This is a genomic window from Shewanella sp. SM73 (assembly GCF_025653795.1).
Lineage (GTDB): Bacteria > Pseudomonadota > Gammaproteobacteria > Enterobacterales > Shewanellaceae > Shewanella > Shewanella oncorhynchi.
Genome location: NZ_JAKKRY010000020.1, coordinates 54,406 through 73,424, shown reverse-complemented (window position 1 = coordinate 73,424; position 19,019 = coordinate 54,406). Strand labels below are relative to the sequence as shown.

General features: G+C 43.8%; 18 protein-coding genes and 1 tRNA gene. 8 read left to right on the top strand and 11 right to left on the bottom strand.

Going from position 1 to position 19,019, the window contains the following annotated elements; genetic code table 11:
• The first annotated feature begins 25 nt into the window (after positions 1–25).
• From L5M51_RS20795 to L5M51_RS20780, 4 genes are all read left to right on the top strand, one after another.
• Positions 26–532, top strand: coding sequence for a DUF6641 family protein (locus L5M51_RS20795; RefSeq protein WP_263174409.1), 507 nt, complete (start codon positions 26–28; stop codon positions 530–532).
• Between the two features lie 69 nt (positions 533–601).
• The gene (locus L5M51_RS20790; RefSeq protein ID WP_261272414.1) at positions 602–1,045 is read left to right on the top strand and encodes a JAB domain-containing protein; all 444 of its coding nucleotides are present in this window, start codon (positions 602–604) and stop codon (positions 1,043–1,045) included.
• Between the two features lie 18 nt (positions 1,046–1,063).
• Positions 1,064–1,468: a DUF2787 domain-containing protein gene (locus tag L5M51_RS20785; protein ID WP_263174406.1), complete on the top strand. Its 405-nt coding sequence runs from the start codon at positions 1,064–1,066 to the stop codon at positions 1,466–1,468.
• A 119-nt stretch (positions 1,469–1,587) separates the two neighbouring features.
• On the top strand, positions 1,588–1,920 hold the full coding sequence (locus L5M51_RS20780) for a YegP family protein (protein ID WP_011847750.1): 333 nt from the start codon (positions 1,588–1,590) through the stop codon (positions 1,918–1,920).
• A gap of 129 nt (positions 1,921–2,049) precedes the next feature.
• Here L5M51_RS20780 and L5M51_RS20775 read toward each other — a convergent pair.
• Positions 2,050–2,136, bottom strand: a tRNA-Leu gene (locus L5M51_RS20775).
• Between the two features lie 301 nt (positions 2,137–2,437).
• Complete coding sequence (locus L5M51_RS20770; protein WP_105251482.1) at positions 2,438–4,027, bottom strand: bacteriohemerythrin; 1,590 nt, start codon at positions 4,025–4,027, stop codon at positions 2,438–2,440.
• Between the two features lie 310 nt (positions 4,028–4,337).
• Here L5M51_RS20770 and L5M51_RS20765 point away from each other — a divergent pair, with 310 nt between their 5' ends.
• Positions 4,338–4,469 (top strand): DUF3149 domain-containing protein, encoded by a 132-nt coding sequence (locus L5M51_RS20765; RefSeq protein ID WP_105251481.1) that lies wholly within the window; start codon positions 4,338–4,340, stop codon positions 4,467–4,469.
• A 141-nt stretch (positions 4,470–4,610) separates the two neighbouring features.
• Here L5M51_RS20765 and L5M51_RS20760 read toward each other — a convergent pair whose 3' ends face one another.
• Positions 4,611–5,222 carry a superinfection exclusion B family protein gene (locus tag L5M51_RS20760; protein WP_105251480.1) on the bottom strand — a complete coding sequence of 204 codons (612 nt, stop codon included), beginning with the start codon at positions 5,220–5,222 and terminating at the stop codon, positions 4,611–4,613.
• Positions 5,223–5,390: 168 nt separating this feature from the next.
• Between L5M51_RS20760 and L5M51_RS20755 the strand changes: the two genes are divergently transcribed.
• Positions 5,391–7,016, top strand: coding sequence for an ATP-binding protein (locus L5M51_RS20755; protein WP_263174405.1), 1,626 nt, complete (start codon positions 5,391–5,393; stop codon positions 7,014–7,016).
• A gap of 86 nt (positions 7,017–7,102) precedes the next feature.
• On the opposite strand, the gene tcdA is transcribed toward L5M51_RS20755, so the two are convergent.
• The gene (gene tcdA / locus L5M51_RS20750) at positions 7,103–7,912 is read right to left on the bottom strand and encodes a tRNA cyclic N6-threonylcarbamoyladenosine(37) synthase TcdA (RefSeq protein ID WP_263146728.1); all 810 of its coding nucleotides are present in this window, start codon (positions 7,910–7,912) and stop codon (positions 7,103–7,105) included.
• A 426-nt stretch (positions 7,913–8,338) separates the two neighbouring features.
• On the opposite strand from tcdA, the gene L5M51_RS20745 reads away from it, so the two are divergent.
• Positions 8,339–9,403 carry a porin gene (locus tag L5M51_RS20745; protein WP_263146725.1) on the top strand — a complete coding sequence of 355 codons (1,065 nt, stop codon included), beginning with the start codon at positions 8,339–8,341 and terminating at the stop codon, positions 9,401–9,403.
• Positions 9,404–9,838: 435 nt separating this feature from the next.
• Positions 9,839–10,897 (top strand): porin, encoded by a 1,059-nt coding sequence (locus tag L5M51_RS20740; protein ID WP_105251476.1) that lies wholly within the window; start codon positions 9,839–9,841, stop codon positions 10,895–10,897.
• Between the two features lie 166 nt (positions 10,898–11,063).
• Here the strand turns inward: L5M51_RS20740 and parC are convergent, their stop codons facing one another.
• Genes parC through nudF form a run of 7 tightly spaced genes read right to left on the bottom strand, consistent with a single transcriptional unit; the run spans position 11,064 to position 19,007 of the window.
• On the bottom strand, positions 11,064–13,340 hold the full coding sequence (gene parC, locus L5M51_RS20735) for a DNA topoisomerase IV subunit A (protein ID WP_263174404.1): 2,277 nt from the start codon (positions 13,338–13,340) through the stop codon (positions 11,064–11,066).
• A complete protein-coding gene (locus tag L5M51_RS20730) occupies positions 13,333–14,505 on the bottom strand; it encodes a PQQ-dependent sugar dehydrogenase (protein ID WP_263174403.1) in 1,173 nt (390 codons plus the stop codon). The genes parC and L5M51_RS20730 overlap by 8 nt, the downstream gene beginning before the upstream one ends.
• Before the next feature lie 52 nt (positions 14,506–14,557).
• Complete coding sequence (parE, locus tag L5M51_RS20725; RefSeq protein ID WP_105251473.1) at positions 14,558–16,444, bottom strand: DNA topoisomerase IV subunit B; 1,887 nt, start codon at positions 16,442–16,444, stop codon at positions 14,558–14,560.
• Positions 16,445–16,500: 56 nt separating this feature from the next.
• Positions 16,501–17,076: a YqiA/YcfP family alpha/beta fold hydrolase gene (locus tag L5M51_RS20720; RefSeq protein ID WP_263174402.1), complete on the bottom strand. Its 576-nt coding sequence runs from the start codon at positions 17,074–17,076 to the stop codon at positions 16,501–16,503.
• A gap of 26 nt (positions 17,077–17,102) precedes the next feature.
• Complete coding sequence (gene cpdA / locus L5M51_RS20715) at positions 17,103–17,942, bottom strand: 3',5'-cyclic-AMP phosphodiesterase (RefSeq protein WP_105251471.1); 840 nt, start codon at positions 17,940–17,942, stop codon at positions 17,103–17,105.
• 15 nt (positions 17,943–17,957) lie between these two features.
• A complete protein-coding gene (locus L5M51_RS20710; RefSeq protein WP_105251470.1) occupies positions 17,958–18,398 on the bottom strand; it encodes a DUF1249 domain-containing protein in 441 nt (146 codons plus the stop codon).
• A 6-nt stretch (positions 18,399–18,404) separates the two neighbouring features.
• Positions 18,405–19,007 carry an ADP-ribose diphosphatase gene (gene nudF / locus L5M51_RS20705; RefSeq protein ID WP_028759445.1) on the bottom strand — a complete coding sequence of 201 codons (603 nt, stop codon included), beginning with the start codon at positions 19,005–19,007 and terminating at the stop codon, positions 18,405–18,407.
• Between the last annotated feature and the right edge of the window lie 12 nt (positions 19,008–19,019).

Here is a 19,019-nt window from a genome sequence, read left to right as displayed (position 1 = left end):
TACAACCCACGAAAAGGAACACCCCATGACAACATTATTGAGTTCGCTCAAGGTTATCGCTCGCCCTGAAATCGCCGTTAAGCCACCTATCATCGGCAAAAGAACCCGCTTGGTTGACAAGCTGAAGCAGCAATTGGATATGGCCGAATGCTTTATCCAAGGCAGCGAGTTTGAAGCCTACCGCGAGAAAAGTGTCAAAGACCCAGAGACAGGAGAGCGTAAGAAGGTGCGCCGCCGTATCACTGTGCGCCCATGGTACTACGACAGTGAAGGTCACTATTACTTCGAAGTCCGTATCGGGATTAAGCCTATCGAATTGGTAAAGGATAAACCCGCCATTGATGTCGGAGATAAAGCCAAGCTACCTGACACTATCAAGCTGATTATCGATGCTGTGGAGAAAGGAGAGCTAGATGAGTTCATCCTCAAGGCATCTAAGTTCCCGACCAAGAAAGCTAAGGCTAGTGCTGAGGCCAGCACAGAACCAAAGAGTGAGGCTAAGGTTGATACCTCAGCCAAAACCACCAAGTAATGCACACACTATCAGGAGCAGAAAGAAGCCCTTTCGCTCCTGAGTCTTTAGTATCAATAGGGATAGACCATGGCGATTATCCGAGAAATCAATGTCAAATATCAGTTCAAAGAAACCCAGTGCGCCTTAGCCGAGCAAGCCATCACACGGCCTGAAGATACCGCGCAGGTATTTGACTACCTAAAGCATGAAACCAAAGAAATGTTTATCGTGGCAAACCTGACCAACCAGCACACTATTAATTGCGTTGAGGTGGTGGCGACAGGTTCAGTGAACGGTATCAGTATGCGACCCGTCGAAGTGTTACGCACGGCAGTTATTCTCAATATGCCCAGCGTTATCCTTGTTCATAACCATCCTTCAGGCGATCCAACACCAAGCACTAGCGATATTCAATTCACCCGTAAAGTCATTGAGTGCGCCAAAGTGCTGGATATCAATGTCCTCGACCATGTGATTATTGGCCTTAACCGCTTTACCAGCCTTCGCGAAACCCACTCCGATTTGTTCTAACACCACTAAGGACACACAATGAATACCATCAACAAAGAGTTGGCATTGCCTGTCTCTGACAGACTGCTATTGGCATTAACCCCGTTTATCAGTAACCAAGCACACAATGCCGTGACGATTAACTTTCGTGATCCGGATTACAGCCCACAACGGGGTGGCTTTCATCCTGTGGAGATAAGGCTAGAGAAACACGCCGAGCAATGGCAGTTATGCTACATCACCGACTTTTGCTATGTCGGCCAAATGGGGCAATGGGAGTTGGTTAAAGAACTGGACTTTGACTTTAGTTGCGGCGTATTTCAAAGCATTAGCGGAGTATTAGTCATTGAAGCAGCAGTAGCGTTTTATCCGATATGGGAGCAAAACTTCCTGTGCTATTGGCAGGAGTTAGCCGTTTTTAATGTCAACGTGTCGGCAGATTAACCCTCAAAACACTCAAAACCGCCGTAAAAGTCACATCTCAAATAAAATGAAATCGACTACACTGATGCTCAAGCAGGAAATGTCTTCCTTGCTTGCGCTAAAGAATAAGGAGTAAACCCATGTCAGGATGGTATGAATTAAGTAAAAGCAGTAATGAGCAATTTAAGTTTGTATTAAAGGCGGGAAATGGAGAGGTCATTCTCACCAGCGAGCTTTACACAGGTAAGAGTGGTGCGTTGAACGGTATTGAATCCGTGCAAACCAACTCCCCAATCGAAGCCCGATATGCCAAAGAAGTGGCTAAAAACGAGAAGCCGTATTTCAACCTCAAAGCAGCCAACCATCAAATCATTGGCACTAGCCAAATGTATTCGAGCACGGCTGCGAGAGATAACGGGATTAAGTCGGTGATGGAGAATGGAAAAACAACCACCATCAAAGATTTGACCTAGGCAAACATGCCCAGTGTGGTGCTTTGCTGGAAGGAAAGTGATGAACTCTAGCAAAGCAGCGAGTTGGTAAGTATCTAACATCACTGAATTTTAGATACAAAAAAACCGACGCTAAGGTCGGCTTTGAAGTGGTACCAGTGGCCAGACTCGAACTGGCACGCTTTTAAGGGCGGTGGATTTTGAATCCACTGTGTCTACCGATTTCACCACACTGGCATAATCTTCAATCTCAAAAACTTTGCAAATCTTTGCAAGGATTTTGCGCGTTAATTCTTTTGAATTAACTTTTTACATCAACAGCTTAGTGAAATTTAAGCTGTAAACACTGTGACTTTTGAATCCCCTGTGTCTACCGATTTCACCACACTGGCATATCAAATATGCACTTAGAAGCAATCAAAACAACTGGCTGTCTCTAAGTGCTGGGAATTATACCTTTGCTTATGACAATGGCAAGTCTTTTGCCGCGACTTTAATACAAATTGCATTTAACCGCTCAAAAATCATGCTCTTGGGGTTATTCTGCGCCATGGGATAATAAAAAAGCGGTATATTCTTTATCACTTTTTTGAATATGGTTTACCAACCAAGCTTTCAAGAAAGCCATTAATTCGTCGGCAACATCTTCACCTCTAACAACTCGCTTTTGAAAATCAAGTACTTGCCCTACTAACTTGCCGTGTTTTTCCTTGTGGCTGTCAGTTTGAGGGTAACCAAAACGCGCAAAGAGTTCCTCTTCATAGGCAAAGTGATTGGCCGTGTAATCTACTAACCCTTGCACGATACGTTTGATGGCTTCGAGTCCATACTCTTCATTTAATGTGCGGTGTAATTCATTGATCAATGAGACTAAGCGCTGATGTTGACGATTGATCTCTGGCATTCCTATGTCTAACTCAGGCCCCCATTTCACAAAGAGTTTATTTTGCGCCTGACTCGAATTAAAAAATGCCGCATTCACATGGAACCGATGCAGCAAGGAGCCGATTTCCTGCGACATGTTATACACTTTCAAACTCGATAAGTTAGTGTTATTGGTGTGGGAGGCATTACTCAGGGCTAGCTCAGCCATCACACTAATATTTTTATTAATTTCCTCTGCTACTGTATGTTGTTGTCCCGATGCCGTGGCGATTTGGTGGGACATATCGGTAATGGTCTCCACCTGAGCGACAATCTGCCCGAGTGCACTGTGAGCTTGATCAACCATATCAGCCGTTTCGTCGGCAATCGCCACGTTTTTCAACATGACTTCAACACCATGTTGTGCGCCTTTTTGTAATGCGGCGATTTGCTGCTGGATCTCAACCGTGGCTTCGGATGTTCGTTTAGCGAGATTACGCACTTCATCGGCGACTACAGCAAAACCGCGACCATGTTCACCCGCTCTCGCACTTTCAATGGCAGCATTTAAGGCGAGTAAATTGGTCTGTTCGGCCACCTGCGAAATGGTTTCAATAATACTACTGATATTGTTGCTGTCGGCGGCCAAGTGCTCGATCACGGTTCGAGTATCATGGATCTGTTGCGACATAGCGCCAATTTTAGTGACTATGCCATTCATGATTTGATCACCGCGCTTAGCAGAACTTTGGGCAATATCAGCTGCCTGCGCAGCACTCACCGCATTTTGCGATACAGCTTGTACGCTTGAAACCATCTGCGTCATCGCACTGGCTGCCAGTTCCGTTTGATGCTCTTGCTCTAACACGCCTTGCTTTGCCTGTTCACTGATAACCTTGATATCCGAGGCGACTTTTTTCATCCCTTCACAGGTATCAGATAAAGACAAAATCGTACGGCTGACATCTTCACCCATGCGATTAATGTTATGTACTACCTTAATGAACACACCCGCATCTTTCTCTTCCAATTGATAACTCAAATCTCCCTCGCCTAAGTGGTGTGCTGCACGCTCAAGTTGTCTCAAATTACGAATTAATTTATTGATGTTGAACATTAAAATGGCGGCGAGCGCGCTTAAACACAAAATGGCAACAAAGTGCCCTGTGATCACCAAACAATAGAGGGGATAAATCAGCAACAAGAGTGGCGCAAAGATAGAATTATATCCCATTGAATCCTTGTGACTTTTTTTAGAATCCATTTTTACTCCTTTAAAAAACTGATATCGCGCCTTCATATAAAAACAAGAACGAATAAATGGAATAGCGCGTTAACTGAATATCGATCGAGTTGAATAGGTTAATCCTAGACGCTAACGGAAGAAGAAACAAAGCTAAATTATTTGAACTCGTCGCTGTTAAGCATACCTTTAAATTTGACCAAGATCACAGAGTTAACTAAGCGTTATGACTTTGTATTCCTATGTCGATTTTTTATTGATCGAGATCAGTATTTTAGCTATTGAATACCGCTAATTTAGCGAGGACTTCACAGGAAAGAGGATTTCAGTCATGGCATTTTGGTTAGATCTAATGTTTGGTAACCCCATAGGCTTACTTTCAATGATCGTTATCTTTAGCACAATAGGGATAGTGTCTTATATCACTTGGATGTTCATTGTGAAGTCGGCACCGAAACCATAGTTTTTGCTCCAGTTGTTCTTCATGTTTCTTGTATAAATGCAAAATCTAGGGGGTCTTATCACCCCCATTTTTTGTTGTCTCGCATGTTAAAAGTGCTAACTAAAACATTGCTAGCACTCATCCGAGTGAGGTAGAACACGCCTATGCTGCGTGTTTTCTGTTTTGTACTAATCCATTCAAAAATTGCGGACGCGCCTTAATCAACGACTGCATTTCTTCTTGGCTCGGCTCACCTGCTGGCAAACGCAGCACATCACGGTTGAGGTACATACGCGCTTTCATGGCAATCTTATAGTCGGCGGTCGGTCCCTGAATCGCATAATGGCGCTCGTTACCGAGCTTTTCTAAGATGCAGGCATTCACTAAACTTTTTACAGCGGGTTCATTTTGCGGCAGAGTCAAAATCGTGGCGCCTTGAAGAAAGAATTCCCTCACTAAAGCTCGCTCAGCGGGATCAAGTAGATTCACTTTAGCTTCAATCGTCTCAATAACGCGCTTATCACTTAAATGACGGATAGACTCATCTAAGCCTAAGTTAATTAATTGACTCAAAAAATAAGCGATAGAAACGATTAGACCTAATCCAACAAACTGTGCATGTTCTGGCACAAATTTATCGAGCGCCAGCACTGCCAGCACATTAGGGGGAATAAGAAGTAAGACAGAACAACTCACCATAAGCCACAGCATGACTCTAAACATCATTTTCTTCGGGCTAAAAAACTTAACTGAATCCAGCTTGAGTTTAAACATAGTGCTATCCCAGTGACAAAAAATTGAACTTATCGGCTAATAAGCAAATTTAATGCCACAAATGAAGACATATTTCGTTGATTTTATCTGCGAGAAAATGCACTTTCTGGATCTGTAGGTCTATGCTTATAAGCATCTCAAGCCGCTATTGCATAAAGAAAATTTAAGATGCTGACATTCTTTAGCCAACTTATCAAAAGCCCCATAGGCAGGCACCTTACCCTGTCTATTGTACTTTTTAGTTCTGTTATCACCTTAATCACCACTGCGTATCAGTTGATCAGTGATTATCGCAATGATGTAGTGCATATCGATAGAGTATTTTCCAACATGGAAAAGGTGAACTTAGATGTGCTCGCCGCCAGTATTTGGGTTATTGACGAGCGGCTCATTAACACTCAGCTCAATGGGCTAATTCAGCTGCCCGATATTAACTATATTTCGATTAAAGATGACAGCGGCCAAGCATGGAATGCAGGCGAGCAAAAACAAGAACACTCCTTAGATAAAACCTTTCCTTTAGTCTATAAATCACCGACTGAAAACATCAATGTCGGCACACTCGAAATACAAGTCGATGTCGATGCTATCTATCAACGCTTGTATGATAAGGCCATTATCATTCTGCTTTCTAATGGCATTAAAACCTTCTTAGTGGCTGGGTTTATTCTATTTTTAGTGTGGTTCAACATTACTAAACACTTAGATAAACTCAGCCAATACTGCAAAAATATCGACATAGACCATGAATACGAGCCACTACAATTTGACCGTCATGAAAAAATTGATGAATTCAAACAAGTCGCCGATTCCATCAATAGCATGCAAGTACAACTTAGAAGCTCATTTAGCGCCTTAAAGAATTCTAAGACGGAACTGCAAATAGCCTTAGAAGATAGAGAGCGGCTACTCAAGCTCGAACGTAGCTATAAAGAAGAGCTCGCAAGGCAAGTAAAAGAAAGAACACTAGAGTTAGAACAATCCCTTAGCGCACTAAAACGAGCACAACAGGTTTTAGTTGAGCAAGAAAAAATGGCGGCCTTGGGTGGACTCGTGTCAGGGGTTGCACATGAGATAAACACCCCAATTGGCATTTGTTTGACGGCGGCAAGTGCGCAGCTCAGCCATATTGAAGAACTGATCGACCTGATCCACAGCGATCAAGCCACATTAGATGAGATAAATGAAATACTTAATGAGTACCAAGAAAGCTGTGAACTCATTGTCCGTAATATCACTAAAGCCAGTAGTTTAATTCAAAAATTTAAAACGATCGCCATCGATCGCAGTCACGAAGAACACCAATGCTGTAATCTAAACCAGCAGCTACATGAAATCCTAGAGTCGACATTAATTATGCATCCCAATGTTAACGCCTCAACGGAGATCAACGTGGAGCCTACACTCAATATCAAAACCAATATCAGTTTGTTAAATCAAATTGTTAGTAATATTCTCTCGAACGCCTTTACCCATGCATTCCAAGGACATGAAGACAATCTTATCCACATTAGTGCGACTTTGGATGAAGAATCAATTCAAATCAGCATTCAAAATAATGGCTTAGCCATTCCAGCCGATGTTGCTGAGCACATGTTCGAACCCTTCTTTACTACAAATCGTAATAAAGGTGGTACTGGCTTAGGATTATCAGCGGCCTTTAATGCCGCAACACTGTTGAAAGGCACTATGAGTTATCGCGCAGACTCAAAACTAGGCGGCCCACAATTTGATATTAAATTTCCATACACTCAATGTGAACCAGTCAATAATCAACAAGATTTTTATATCTAGGTATAACCTAATGAAATTACATAATATTGAAGGGGCATCACCGCGCTTGAAAGTGGTGATATCTTGACTGAATCTAGGTTAAGAGTTTAAACCGCCTCTTGAGCCTGCTGTGCCAATCGCGCTAATACGCGACTTGCCGCCACAAAACCAAATGTCCCAGTGACCATAGTCACAGCCCCAAAACCAGAAGCACAATCCATCCTCATGCTGCCATCAGCCGCCGCTTTAGTACCGCACACTGAGCCATCGGCTTGGGGATACACTAACTGCTCACTGGAAAAAACAGCATCGATAGCAAACCGGCGTTGCACGTTTTTAGAGAAGTTATACTCGCGGCGCAAAATATTACGCACTTTGGCTAGCAAAGGATCTTGGTAGGTTTTAGCGAGATCAGTTAACTGAATTTGCGTCGGATCTGTCTGTCCACCCGCACCGCCCACTGTCACTATCTTAATTTTTTGACGTTTACACCAAGCAATTAACGCAGCCTTCTGCTTAACGGCATCAATACAATCAATAACATAATCAATATTGCCACCCTCTTTAGCTCCAAGCAAATACTCGCCTAGATTATCCAATGTAATAAAATCTTCAATTTCATTCACTTGGCAATCAGGATTAATTTCACGGATCCGTTGTGCCATCACAGCAACTTTAGAACCGCCGATAGTAGAGCTAAGAGCATGTATTTGTCGGTTAGTATTAGTGACGCAGATATCATCTAAATCCATCAAACTTATCTGCCCTAAGCCGCTCCGCGCTAAGGCTTCAGCCGCCCAAGTACCGACGCCACCAATACCAATTACCATCACATGGGATGTGGCAAATTTAGCCAACGCCTTTTGTCCATACAAACGGCCAATTCCGCCAAATCGATTTTGATAGGCCTCAGTCATAAATACTTACCTTATATTACCCAATAACAGCAGGAACGCTTGCCCCAGCATCCAGTAAACACCAGCTGGGACAGCTTAAAAGCAACACCAGAAATGTGCCGTGGATTCTAAACGATATCGACATAAACCGAAATCAGATCCTCAGCCACCAAACACCAGATGCAAAGGGATACGAATACTAAATGAGTGTAATAAAAGCAAAGGCCCATCATTTACAACCGAGTAATTTGGTAATCGACTTAATAAAAACATGTATTTCACTTGTAAAACAATATGTTGAATAAGCCATCCTTTATATGAAACATGATCAAGATCACACTTTATCATTTCAAGTCTGTGCAGACTTTGCCGCATAAAAGCTCAACAGCATGCATAGATACTGAAGTTATCAATGCATATAACAGCGATAAGCACAGGAAAATGAAGATGAAAAAGAATCTACTGACGACGGCTATTATTTCTAGCCTCACACTCTATTCATTCACAGCACTCGCCGATGGCCCTGAATTCTATGGTCATGCTGATCTTGCCATTACCAATTCAGACACAGGTTATGCAACTCAAAACCAAAAGGAGGGCACTGTTCTTGAAAACAACTTCTCTTGGTTAGGCGTAAAAGGTTCTGAAACTGTAAGCCCTTACTTTGACATCATTTATCAAATGGAATTTGGTGTCGAAAACTTTGACAACTCAAATAAAACCTTCAATGCCCGTAATACATTCCTAGGTATCAGAAGTGCCGCAGGTACGGCTTTAGTGGGTCGTAACGATACCGTATTTAAAGCAGCTGAAGGTAGCTTCGATCTTTTCGGTAATACCAATGCTGATATCGACTTACTGGTTGCAGGCCAAACACGCTCAGCCGATGGCATTTCTTACTATTCACCTAAAATTGCCGATCTCGTGACGCTTAATGCCACTTATCTGATGAGTGATAACTATGACCAAGTGGATAGCAATGGCAACGACGTGTATAGCAAAGATCAAATGTATGCTCTGAGCGCCACCTTAGGGGATAAAGCCTTTAAAGCACAAAACTACTATGTCGCTGCCGCCTATAGTGATGGTATTGATAACGTTGAAGCCTACCGTGGTGTGGCCCAAGCTAAATTCGGTGACGTAATCTTAGGTGCCTTATATCAACACAGTGAGCATGTAGATGATAAGTTTGCCAATCTCTCAGGCGATACCTATTTTGTCAACGCAGCCTACTTAATTGGCGACTTAAAACTAAAGATGATGTACGGCAAAGATGACTCAGGTCTAGGCAAGTACGTGAGCCGTTATGTTGGTGACCAAGACAACAGTGGCCTAGAACAGGTCCGTGATGTTGACCTGCAACAGTTCAGTGTGGGTGCAGATTACCGCCTGAGCACTAAGACTATGGTCTATGGTCACTACACACGCTTCGATGGTGATCTTATGTTGGCCGATGTAAAGCAAGATCTGAATGACAACATCTTTACTGTCGGTTTACGCGTTGATTTTTAAATAGATTAATCAACTAACCCCAAGGTTATTTATTGATAAAAAAGCGGCTTCGGCCGCTTTTTCTGCTTAGATATCGCCCCCAAACACAAATCTATAACCAATATGACAGACTTGCTACAGCATTAGTATATGCTACAGTTACCCTCGCCGACGCACTATCTAAGGCAATCCGCCTTACCTACCACTTAAGTAGTAAGTGAAAAATAGAGTTTTACCCCTTTCAGGTAAATTTGCAGTCAAGATATAAGGAAAGATCCCAGAAATGGCCCGAATATAGGCAAGGAGAGCCAAAAACATGATCTGCGCCACAGCCTGCGAGTCGTAAAACTGTAAAAATCGGCGGCAACTTTGTTACCGACTCAGGTAGCAAATGCGTTAAACCACACAAAAACCATGAAAAATGGATAAGAACTTAGGTTCGAGGGAGCACAAAACATGAAAAAGACATTCATCTCTGCATCAGTTGCATCAGTTTTAGCATTGGCTTCATTCGGTGCGCTAGCCGAAGGCCCAAGCTTCTATGGTCGTTTAGAGCTTGCTCTAACCCATACTGACACAGGTGCCACTCTACAATCAGGTACTAACGGCTTAGAAGCAAACTATGCCGATGAGAATAACGCAGGTACTTATTTAGAAAACAACTTCTCTCTATTAGGTGTTAAAGGTTCAGAAAAAATCGCTGATGGCTTTGACGTTATCTACCAAATGGAATTCCAAGTTGAAAACACTTCTGGTGCAGGTGATGTTTTCAAAGCACGTAACACTTTCTTAGGTTTAAAAACTAACGCTGGTACTGTGTTAGTGGGTCGTAATGACTCAGTATTCAAACAAGCCGAAGGTGCTGTGGATATTTTCGGTAACACTAACGCCGATATCGACCGTTTAGTCAGTGCCCAAACTCGTACTGCCGATGGTGCTTGGTACTATTCACCAAAAATTGCAGGCTTAGTGACATTAAACGCTAACTATCAATTTGATGATAACGACACTACAGCTAAGACTTCTGAAAGCCTATATGCATTAAGCGCAACTCTAGGTGACAGCAAGTTTAAAGAACAGAATTACTATGCTGCAGTAGCCTATAACAAAGGCATTGCTGGTGTTGATGCATACCGTTTAGTTGGCCAAGCAAAATTCGGTCAATTCAAAGTTGGTGGTTTATTCCAAAACTCTGAAGATGTTGTGAACAATGACATCGAAGGTAACACTTACTTTGTTAACGTTTCTTATGATCTGAACGGTGTAAACCTGAAGGCTGAATACGGCATTGATGAAGCTGGTTTAGGTGGTGCTTACACTAAACTGGGCGGCGTAAAAGGTGCTGATGACATCAATTTCCAAAACTTCAACATTGGTGCTGATTATCGCTTAGCGAAATCAACTATGATCTATGGTCAATACGCTATGTACCGTGGTGATTTTACTGTTGCTAATGCTAAAACAGATCTACAAGATGACAACGTATTCTCTGTAGGCGTACGTTACGACTTCTAATCTCTTACCTAAGAGATAATAGAAACCTACTGTAGTAATACAGTAGGTTTTTTTATGCCTCAAATCTAATCCAAAAGCGCCAAAAATAAAAAACCACCTAAGCCAAACTGAGGTGGTTTTAGTTAACCCATTTAATTCTTTACAGCATTGAAACCATTACAAAGCATTAGATGCTTGCTAAAGTATCACCACCGTCACCTAATTCAACGCTATCGACACGTTGTAATCCTCTAGGCAATTTTGCACCACGACGACCACGTTCACCTCTATAATGCTCAAGATCGCTTGGCTTCAGTGTGAGCTTGCGCTTACCTGCCCACAAGGTAACCGGCGTATCACTCGGCACTAATTGTAAATGCGTCATAAGTTCATCGCGACTCTTGGCCCTTTCGGTTGGTATGCCAATAATTTTATTACCTTTACCCTTGGATAATTGCGGTAACGCTTCTAGCGAAAACAGTAACATCCGCCCTTCGTTTGTAATCGCTAGCAGTGACATTTCTTTAGTGCGGTCGATCAACTTAGGCGTTAATGATTTAGCGTTTGTTGGTAGACTCAGCAAGGCTTTACCTGCCTTATTGCGCGACACCATATCATTGTATGAACAAATAAAACCGTAACCCGCATCCGTAGCTAACAAGTAACATTGGTCTTCTTCACCCATCAACACATGCTGCATGGTTTCGCCAGGTGCCATATTGAAGCGAGTCGTAATAGGCTCACCTTGGCTACGGGCCGATGGCAGAGTATGGCTATCAGTCGCAAAAGCCCGCCCAGACGAATCAATAAACACTGCGGCCTGATTGCTACGTCCCATCGCGCTACATAGATATTGGTCGCCAGACTTATAGGAGAGCGACAAAGGATCGATATCGTGGCCCTTAGCACAACGCACCCAACCTTTTTCAGATAAGACAACAGTCACGGCTTCTGTCGGTGTTAACTCTTGTTCAGTTAATGCTTTGGACTCATTACGCAATACGATTGGCGAGCGACGATTATCGCCATAGGTTTCGGCATCTTGAATTAATTCTTTCTTGATCAACGTCTTCAAGCGACGCTCTGAGCCCAATAACTGCTCCAGTTTTTCGCGTTCGGCTTCAAGCTCATTTTGTTCGGCCGTTATCTTAAATTCTTCTAACTTAGCTAAATGCCGTAACTTTAACTCGAGGATCGATTCAGCTTGTTTATCACTGAGTGAAAAACGGGCCATCAACTCGGCTTTAGGATCATCGTGAAAACGAATAATCTCGATCACTTCATCAATGTTGAGGAAAGCGATCATTAGGGCTTCGAGTATATGTAACCGCGAGACCACCTTGTCTAAACGATATTCTAAACGACGTTTAACCGTATCAACGCGGAACTCTAACCACTCAGTTAATAAGGTTTTCAACCCTTTAACTCGCGGACGTCCATCGAGACCCAGCACGTTTAAGTTAACTCTAAAGCTCTTTTCTAAATCCGTGGTCGCAAACAAATGCGCCATCAGTTGATCGCAATCAACGCGATTGGAGCGCGGCACCACCACAAGACGCACAGGGTTTTCATGATCCGACTCATCGCGTAAATCGGCCACCATAGGCAATTTTTTCGCCTGCATTTGACCAGCGATTTGCTCTAAAATTTTACCGCTACTGGCTTGATGCGGCAGCGCCGTTATGATGATTTCACCGCCATCGACAGTGTAAATCGCACGTGCTCTTAATGACCCACGGCCCGACTCATAAATTTTTGCAATATCGGCAGACGGGGTAATAATCTCGGCTTCAGTTGGATAATCAGGGCCTGGTACAAAGGCCATCAATTGCTCGAGTTCAAGCTTAGGATCATCGAGCAATGCTACGCAGGCGGAGACTAATTCTCTCACGTTATGCGGCGGAATATCCGTCGCCATACCTACGGCAATACCAGTAATACCATTGAGTAAGATATGCGGTAAACGTGCAGGCAGTACTTTAGGTTCCTTCAAAGTGCCATCGAAGTTAGCACCCCATTCAACCGTACCTTGTCCCAGTTCACTGAGTAACACTTCAGAGAATTTAGAGAGACGAGCTTCGGTATAACGCATAGCCGCAAATGACTTAGGATCATCGGGGGCCCCCCAGTTACCTTGGCCATCGACTAACGGGTAACGATATGAAAATGGCTGCGCCATCAATACCATAGCCTCATAACAGGCACTATCGCCGTGAGGATGGTATTTACCTAATACGTCACCAACCGTACGGGCCGACTTTTTATGCTTAGATTGAGCCGATAAACCTAACTCACTCATCGCATAGATAATTCGACGCTGTACCGGTTTAAGTCCATCCCCAATGTGTGGCAGGGCTCGGTCCATAATGACGTACATGGAATAGTTCAGATAAGCCTCTTCGGTAAAGCGCCGCAATGGCATTTGCTCTACCCCATCGAGACTTAACTTGATAGCGTCACTCATTTTCTTCTAGTTCCTGTGTTTCTTCAGTACTATCGCCCTTATAAAACAAGCGATACACGTTACCTTTTAAATCATCGGAGATGTACATAGCACCATCGGATGCCGATAACAGCGCAAAGGGTCGAGCAACGGGAAATTCACCGTCAAGGAAACTAACAACCGTTTCACGACTCACCACTTTTTGATCTTCAATCTTAAGCATAACTACTTGATAGCCAACTTTACTCGAACGATTCCACGAGCCATTTTCGGCGACAAACAACTGATTATGGTAAATATCGGGAAATTGACTGCCGCGATAAAATGCAAGTCCCGTGGGTGCAACATGGGCTGGCAACTCATACATTGGCAGAGTGATTTTTAAGTTTTTCGGTTTTTCATAGGCAGGTTCGACAACACTACTGGCATGTAAATAAGGAAAGCCATAATGACTCCCTATCACATCGATGCGGTTAATCTCATCGGGAGGCAAGTTGTCCCCCATCCAATCACGTCCTTGATCGGCAAACCATAATTTTTTGTCTATTGGCGACCAATCAAATCCACTTGCATCACGCACACCAGCCGCAATCTGCTCACTCGCGCCAGTATCAACATTGATCGCTATGATACTACTGTAAGGCACTGGCGCTTCACAGACGTTACAGGGCGCACCAATAGACACATATAAACGGCCATCTGGGCCAAAATTAATTGCCCGAGAACTTTTCTTCTCTGAGTAAGGTAAGTCACTGTAAATCTCTTTGGGTCGACTCGGGCGGCGCAATCTTTGCTCAATATCAACAAAGCGCACTATTTGATTTTCAGTGGCGACAAACAAATCACCATTGTGGAATGCAATCGCATCGGGTGATTCAAGCCCTTTGGCTATCACATATCGCTTATCGACACGACCATCTTGATTACTATCAACGAGAGCATGGATAGTGCCGCTCTTATTGGAACCGACAAATAAAGTGCCATCAGCCCCCATCGCCATCTGCTTAGCATCGCCAATATCCGAGGCATAAAGCGATAAACCAAACCCCTTAGCGACGGTAATCATGATCGATTGGGAACCCGCAAAGGCGCTATTGCAGAGCAATAACGTCACACTCGCTAAGAGCGTAAAACCGGCAGAAAACACCTTTAAGCAATTATAATTATTAGTTTTAATATACAACATTGTAATTTTCTTTATGCCTATGTTTTATTGTTATCGGCAATAGTGCACAACATTAAAGTAAAGCCATGTCACCCTTATCTTCAAGCCAGTTTTTACGGTCCGGCGAACGCTTCTTAGCGAGCAACATATCCATCAAAGCATCCGTTTCTTCGATGTCATCTATCGTCAACTGTACTAAACGACGGGTGTTTGGATCCATCGTTGTTTCACGAAGTTGTAAAGGATTCATCTCACCCAAGCCCTTAAAGCGGGTGACTTGTACCTTACCCTTTTTATTCTCAGCGGCAATACGGTCTAAAATACCCGCTCTTTCTGCCTCATCTAAGGCGTAATACACCTCTTTGCCGATATCAATACGGAACAACGGCGGCATAGCAATATACACATGACCCTGCTCAACTAAGATACGGTAATGCTTCAAAAATAGCGCGCATAACAAGGTAGCAATGTGCAGTCCGTCTGAGTCGGCATCCGCAAGGATACAAATCTTGCCATAACGTAATTCAGAGATATCACTACTATCGGGATCGCAACCAATCGCGACCGAAATATCATGGACTTCCTGTGAAGCTAACACCTGTGAAGCATCGACTTCCCAGGTATTCAAGATTTTGCCACGCAGCGGCATGATGGCTTGAAACTCACGATCGCGGGCCTGTTTAGCACTACCACCCGCAGAATCCCCTTCCACGAGGAATAACTCTCCGCGCATCGGATCTTGGCCACTACAGTCTGTCAGCTTACCCGGCAGTGCAGGTCCCGAAGTCACCTTTTTGCGGGCCACTTTTTTGGCGGCCTTTAAGCGGCTCTGGGCATTATTAATGCACATTTCGGCTAAGGATTCAGCTAACTCGGTATTTGAGTTCAACCAGAGTGAGAATGCGTCACGCACAACGCCAGACACAAAAGCAGCGCATTGGCGACTAGAAAGCTTTTCTTTTGTTTGACCAGCGAATTGCGGTTCTTGCATCTTCACCGACAATATAAACGCGGCGCGATCCCAGATATCTTCGGGTGAAAGTTTAATGCCACGGGGAATTAAATTTCTGAACTCACAGAACTCCCGCATCGATTCCAATAAACCTTGGCGGAAACCATTCACATGGGTACCACCGAGCGGAGTCGGAATTAAGTTAACATAACTCTCACCAATAGATTCGCCGCCTTCAGGCAACCAAGTAATGGCCCAATCTGCAGCTTCTAGTTGACCTTTAAAGCAACCCACAAACGGCTCTTCTGGCAATCTTAAATTGTCACCGATAGCCGCCTTTAAATAATCAGTTAGGCCGCTTTCATAGAACCATTCATGGACTTCGTTTGTCTGTTTATTGGTGAATTTAATCCGTAAACCTGGACACAGTACCGCTTTAGCACGAAGCAGATAAATCAGTTTTGAATTTGAGAAGTTAGCCGAATCAAAATAGCTCGCATCGGGCCAAAAATGTACTCTAGTCCCCGTATTACGACGACCACAGGTCCCTGTTGGGCGTAAATCTTCAACCTTAAATCCATTTTCAAAAGCGATGTCATACACTTGGCCATCACGGCGAACAGTGACTTCGACACGGCGCGACAAAGCGTTAACCACCGAGATACCAACACCGTGTAAACCACCGGAGAACTGGTAGTTTTTATTCGAAAATTTACCGCCAGCATGCAATTTGGTCAGAATTAACTCAACCCCAGGAATGCCTTCTTCTGGGTGGATATCCACTGGCATACCACGGCCATCATCAGTGACTTCGAGGGAGTTATCTGTATGTAGAACAACTTCAATTTTTGTCGCGTGACCTGCCAATGCCTCATCGACACTGTTATCTATGACCTCTTGGCCCAAATGGTTCGGTCTGGAGGTGTCGGTATACATACCTGGACGGCGTTTAACAGGATCGAGTCCGTTGAGAACTTCAATGGCGTCAGAGGTGTATTGATTTGTCATAGGGCACGCTATAGGTTGTTATATCCGGCCATGTTGCGGCTCGGCATGTCAGTTTGTCAAGGTAAGTGTAAAAATTGGCTTACAGTTTGCAGATGCGACTCATAACCAACAAAGCTGTGATCACCACCCGCTTCAACTCGCAATTGACAGTGATGATACTTATTGACCGCTTCGCGATAATCCAGCACATCATCACCTGTCTGCAATAATACCAAAAAACGATCCGGATTGCGGATCACAACCGTATTAAATTCAGCGACTTCAGACTTATGCTCAGGTAAGACAAGATAATGCTGTTCAGTGTAAGGATTGAATTGCGGCCCCATAAACTCATCGAACAACTCAAAGGGTTTTACCGCAGGATTAACTAACACCGCTTTGCCACCATAGGTTTCGGCTAAATAGCTGGCGAAATACCCACCTAAAGATGAGCCTATATAAGCTAATGGCTCTTTGGCATCAATCGCCGCCTCAACATAAGCGGTTAAGAGCACCATCGCAGCCTTAGGTGTATTAGGCAATTGGGGCTGATGGAAGGCCACACTAGGGTGATGCAGCGCCATGTACTTAGCCGTCATCACAGCTTTATCTGAAAATGGAGAGCTATTAAAACCGTGAATATAAAGCAGCATATTTCCTCAGGCTGCGGCTATTCGCGTTAATAACCGCTAGAGTTGTTGTCGGGGGAAAAATGGTTACCCGGTACGCGATACACTTTAGTGTTGATGCTACCATCGGCTTTCAACTCCAGCAAACGATAACCCGGTTGAACGCCATCCAAGGCAAAATAAGGCGATAACGGCTTAAATTGAATACAAGTGGAAGGTGTCGCCATCAACTGCAACGTGCCATGGGGCCCATTATGATGGGTATCAATACATTGGTGCACATGTCCCCAGAGCAATCCTTTGACCTGCGGATACTTTGCCACTCGCGCGATAAACTCGGCGCCATTGTCCATGCAGTGCTGATCCAACCAAGTACAATTCACAACGATGGGATTGTGATGCATCACCAGTAAAGTATGGCATTCAGGATGTGCGGCAATGGCTTCATCAATTAATTCGAACTGAGTCTCGGCCATATTGCCGCCAGGCTTTCCCCGCACGGTTGAATCCAACATGAGGATTTGCCAGTTTCCCGCCAGAATACGCTGCTGCCCAAAAATCTGTTCACCCTGCATATGCAGATACATGATCCGTGGATCGTCATGATTTCCAGGAAGATAATGGCAAGGTAAGCCAACGGGGGTGACTGCTTTCACAAATTGCTGATAGGACTCAGCCGAATAGTCTTGACTCAAATCGCCTGTGGCGAGCATCAAGTGAGCAGGATAGTCCACAGCTCTAATCGTATTTAATACGGCAGCAAAACTTTTGCTAGTATTAACTCCTAATAGCTGAGCTTCAGGATCGGCAAAAAGATGCGGATCTGTGACTTGCACGATACGCACGCTTTCCCCTTCAGCTATGGAGTAAGAGACAGCCTCTTTCAGCACATTGAATACCCAATTCTAAGACTGGCACACGACACTGTGTTGGTAACCAATCTTTAATAACTCTTCCAGGAATGCATTCACCTGGTACTTTTCATCACTTTGATACATGCGTACATTGGGATAATCATACACTGGGCGTAATTGGTAAATCTGTTGGCCAGTTAACACTTCTGCTAATTTAGCATCGTGATAAATTCTCACTAACACCTTGGGAGTATTGATAAACTCCTTGATTTCGATGGGACGAGATATCTCAACTAGCTGAGTATATTTGGTATTTTCTAAAATTCGCACTACTAATATACCAAACTCACCTTCGAGTCGCCATGACTCACCGATAGCTATCTCTAACGGTAACCATTTCAACATGTAACCATAATTACGCCCGCACAGTGCTAAAAAATCACTGACGTTGGGTTTATAGCGCCGTTTTAGACTCGAAGTAGCCAAATTCATCCCAACTTAAACCAGTTGCTGATAGTTTAATTGTAACCATTGTAATCCAATAACGGTCGACGCATTATCAATCTCGCCCGCAACCACTCGCTCATAAGCTTGCTCGCGGCTCATAACATGCAATCGAATATCTTCGTGCTCTTCAGCTAATCCATGCAATCCACGGGCATCGTTTGAATCGACATCAGCCCAATAGAAATAGAAACGTTCTGTACTACCACCTGGACTCGCTAAATAGCTATTTACACTGTGTATTTGCTTAGCCATTAAGCCAGTTTCTTCCATTAATTCTCGGTGTGCAACATCCAGAGGCGTTTCTGCGGGCGCAATCATACCCGCGACTAACTCAAGAAGCCAAGGAGATTTAGCGGTTGCTAATGCAGGAAAGCGTACCTGTTCGATGAGTACGACTTTATCTTGCTTGGCATCATAGGGAAGGACGACCACAGCATGACCCCGTTCAAACACTTCGCGAGTGACAGGCTTACTCCAGCCACCAGCGAATAATTTATGCTTGAAAGTGTATTCGTCCATTGAGAAAAAACCTTGATAAAGGGATTTTTTTCCTAAGATCTCAATATCCGTTTGCGAAAAAACAGGGGGTTTCATACTCTATCCTTA

What these genes read in the sequence shown, in the direction of transcription:
- L5M51_RS20795 (WP_263174409.1), top strand. Translation starts at nt 26, where the DNA reads ATGACAACATTATTGAGTTCGCTCAAGGTTATCGCTCGCCCTGAAATC.
- L5M51_RS20790 (WP_261272414.1), top strand. Translation starts at nt 602, where the DNA reads ATGGCGATTATCCGAGAAATCAATGTCAAATATCAGTTCAAAGAAACC.
- L5M51_RS20785 (WP_263174406.1), top strand. Translation starts at nt 1,064, where the DNA reads ATGAATACCATCAACAAAGAGTTGGCATTGCCTGTCTCTGACAGACTG.
- L5M51_RS20780 (WP_011847750.1), top strand. Translation starts at nt 1,588, where the DNA reads ATGTCAGGATGGTATGAATTAAGTAAAAGCAGTAATGAGCAATTTAAG.
- L5M51_RS20770 (WP_105251482.1), bottom strand. Translation starts at nt 4,027, where the DNA reads ATGGATTCTAAAAAAAGTCACAAGGATTCAATGGGATATAATTCTATC.
- L5M51_RS20765 (WP_105251481.1), top strand. Translation starts at nt 4,338, where the DNA reads ATGGCATTTTGGTTAGATCTAATGTTTGGTAACCCCATAGGCTTACTT.
- L5M51_RS20760 (WP_105251480.1), bottom strand. Translation starts at nt 5,222, where the DNA reads ATGTTTAAACTCAAGCTGGATTCAGTTAAGTTTTTTAGCCCGAAGAAA.
- L5M51_RS20755 (WP_263174405.1), top strand. Translation starts at nt 5,391, where the DNA reads ATGCTGACATTCTTTAGCCAACTTATCAAAAGCCCCATAGGCAGGCAC.
- tcdA (WP_263146728.1), bottom strand. Translation starts at nt 7,912, where the DNA reads ATGACTGAGGCCTATCAAAATCGATTTGGCGGAATTGGCCGTTTGTAT.
- L5M51_RS20745 (WP_263146725.1), top strand. Translation starts at nt 8,339, where the DNA reads ATGAAAAAGAATCTACTGACGACGGCTATTATTTCTAGCCTCACACTC.
- L5M51_RS20740 (WP_105251476.1), top strand. Translation starts at nt 9,839, where the DNA reads ATGAAAAAGACATTCATCTCTGCATCAGTTGCATCAGTTTTAGCATTG.
- parC (WP_263174404.1), bottom strand. Translation starts at nt 13,340, where the DNA reads ATGAGTGACGCTATCAAGTTAAGTCTCGATGGGGTAGAGCAAATGCCA.
- L5M51_RS20730 (WP_263174403.1), bottom strand. Translation starts at nt 14,505, where the DNA reads ATGTTGTATATTAAAACTAATAATTATAATTGCTTAAAGGTGTTTTCT.
- parE (WP_105251473.1), bottom strand. Translation starts at nt 16,444, where the DNA reads ATGACAAATCAATACACCTCTGACGCCATTGAAGTTCTCAACGGACTC.
- L5M51_RS20720 (WP_263174402.1), bottom strand. Translation starts at nt 17,076, where the DNA reads ATGCTGCTTTATATTCACGGTTTTAATAGCTCTCCATTTTCAGATAAA.
- L5M51_RS20710 (WP_105251470.1), bottom strand. Translation starts at nt 18,398, where the DNA reads ATGAATTTGGCTACTTCGAGTCTAAAACGGCGCTATAAACCCAACGTC.
- nudF (WP_028759445.1), bottom strand. Translation starts at nt 19,007, where the DNA reads ATGAAACCCCCTGTTTTTTCGCAAACGGATATTGAGATCTTAGGAAAA.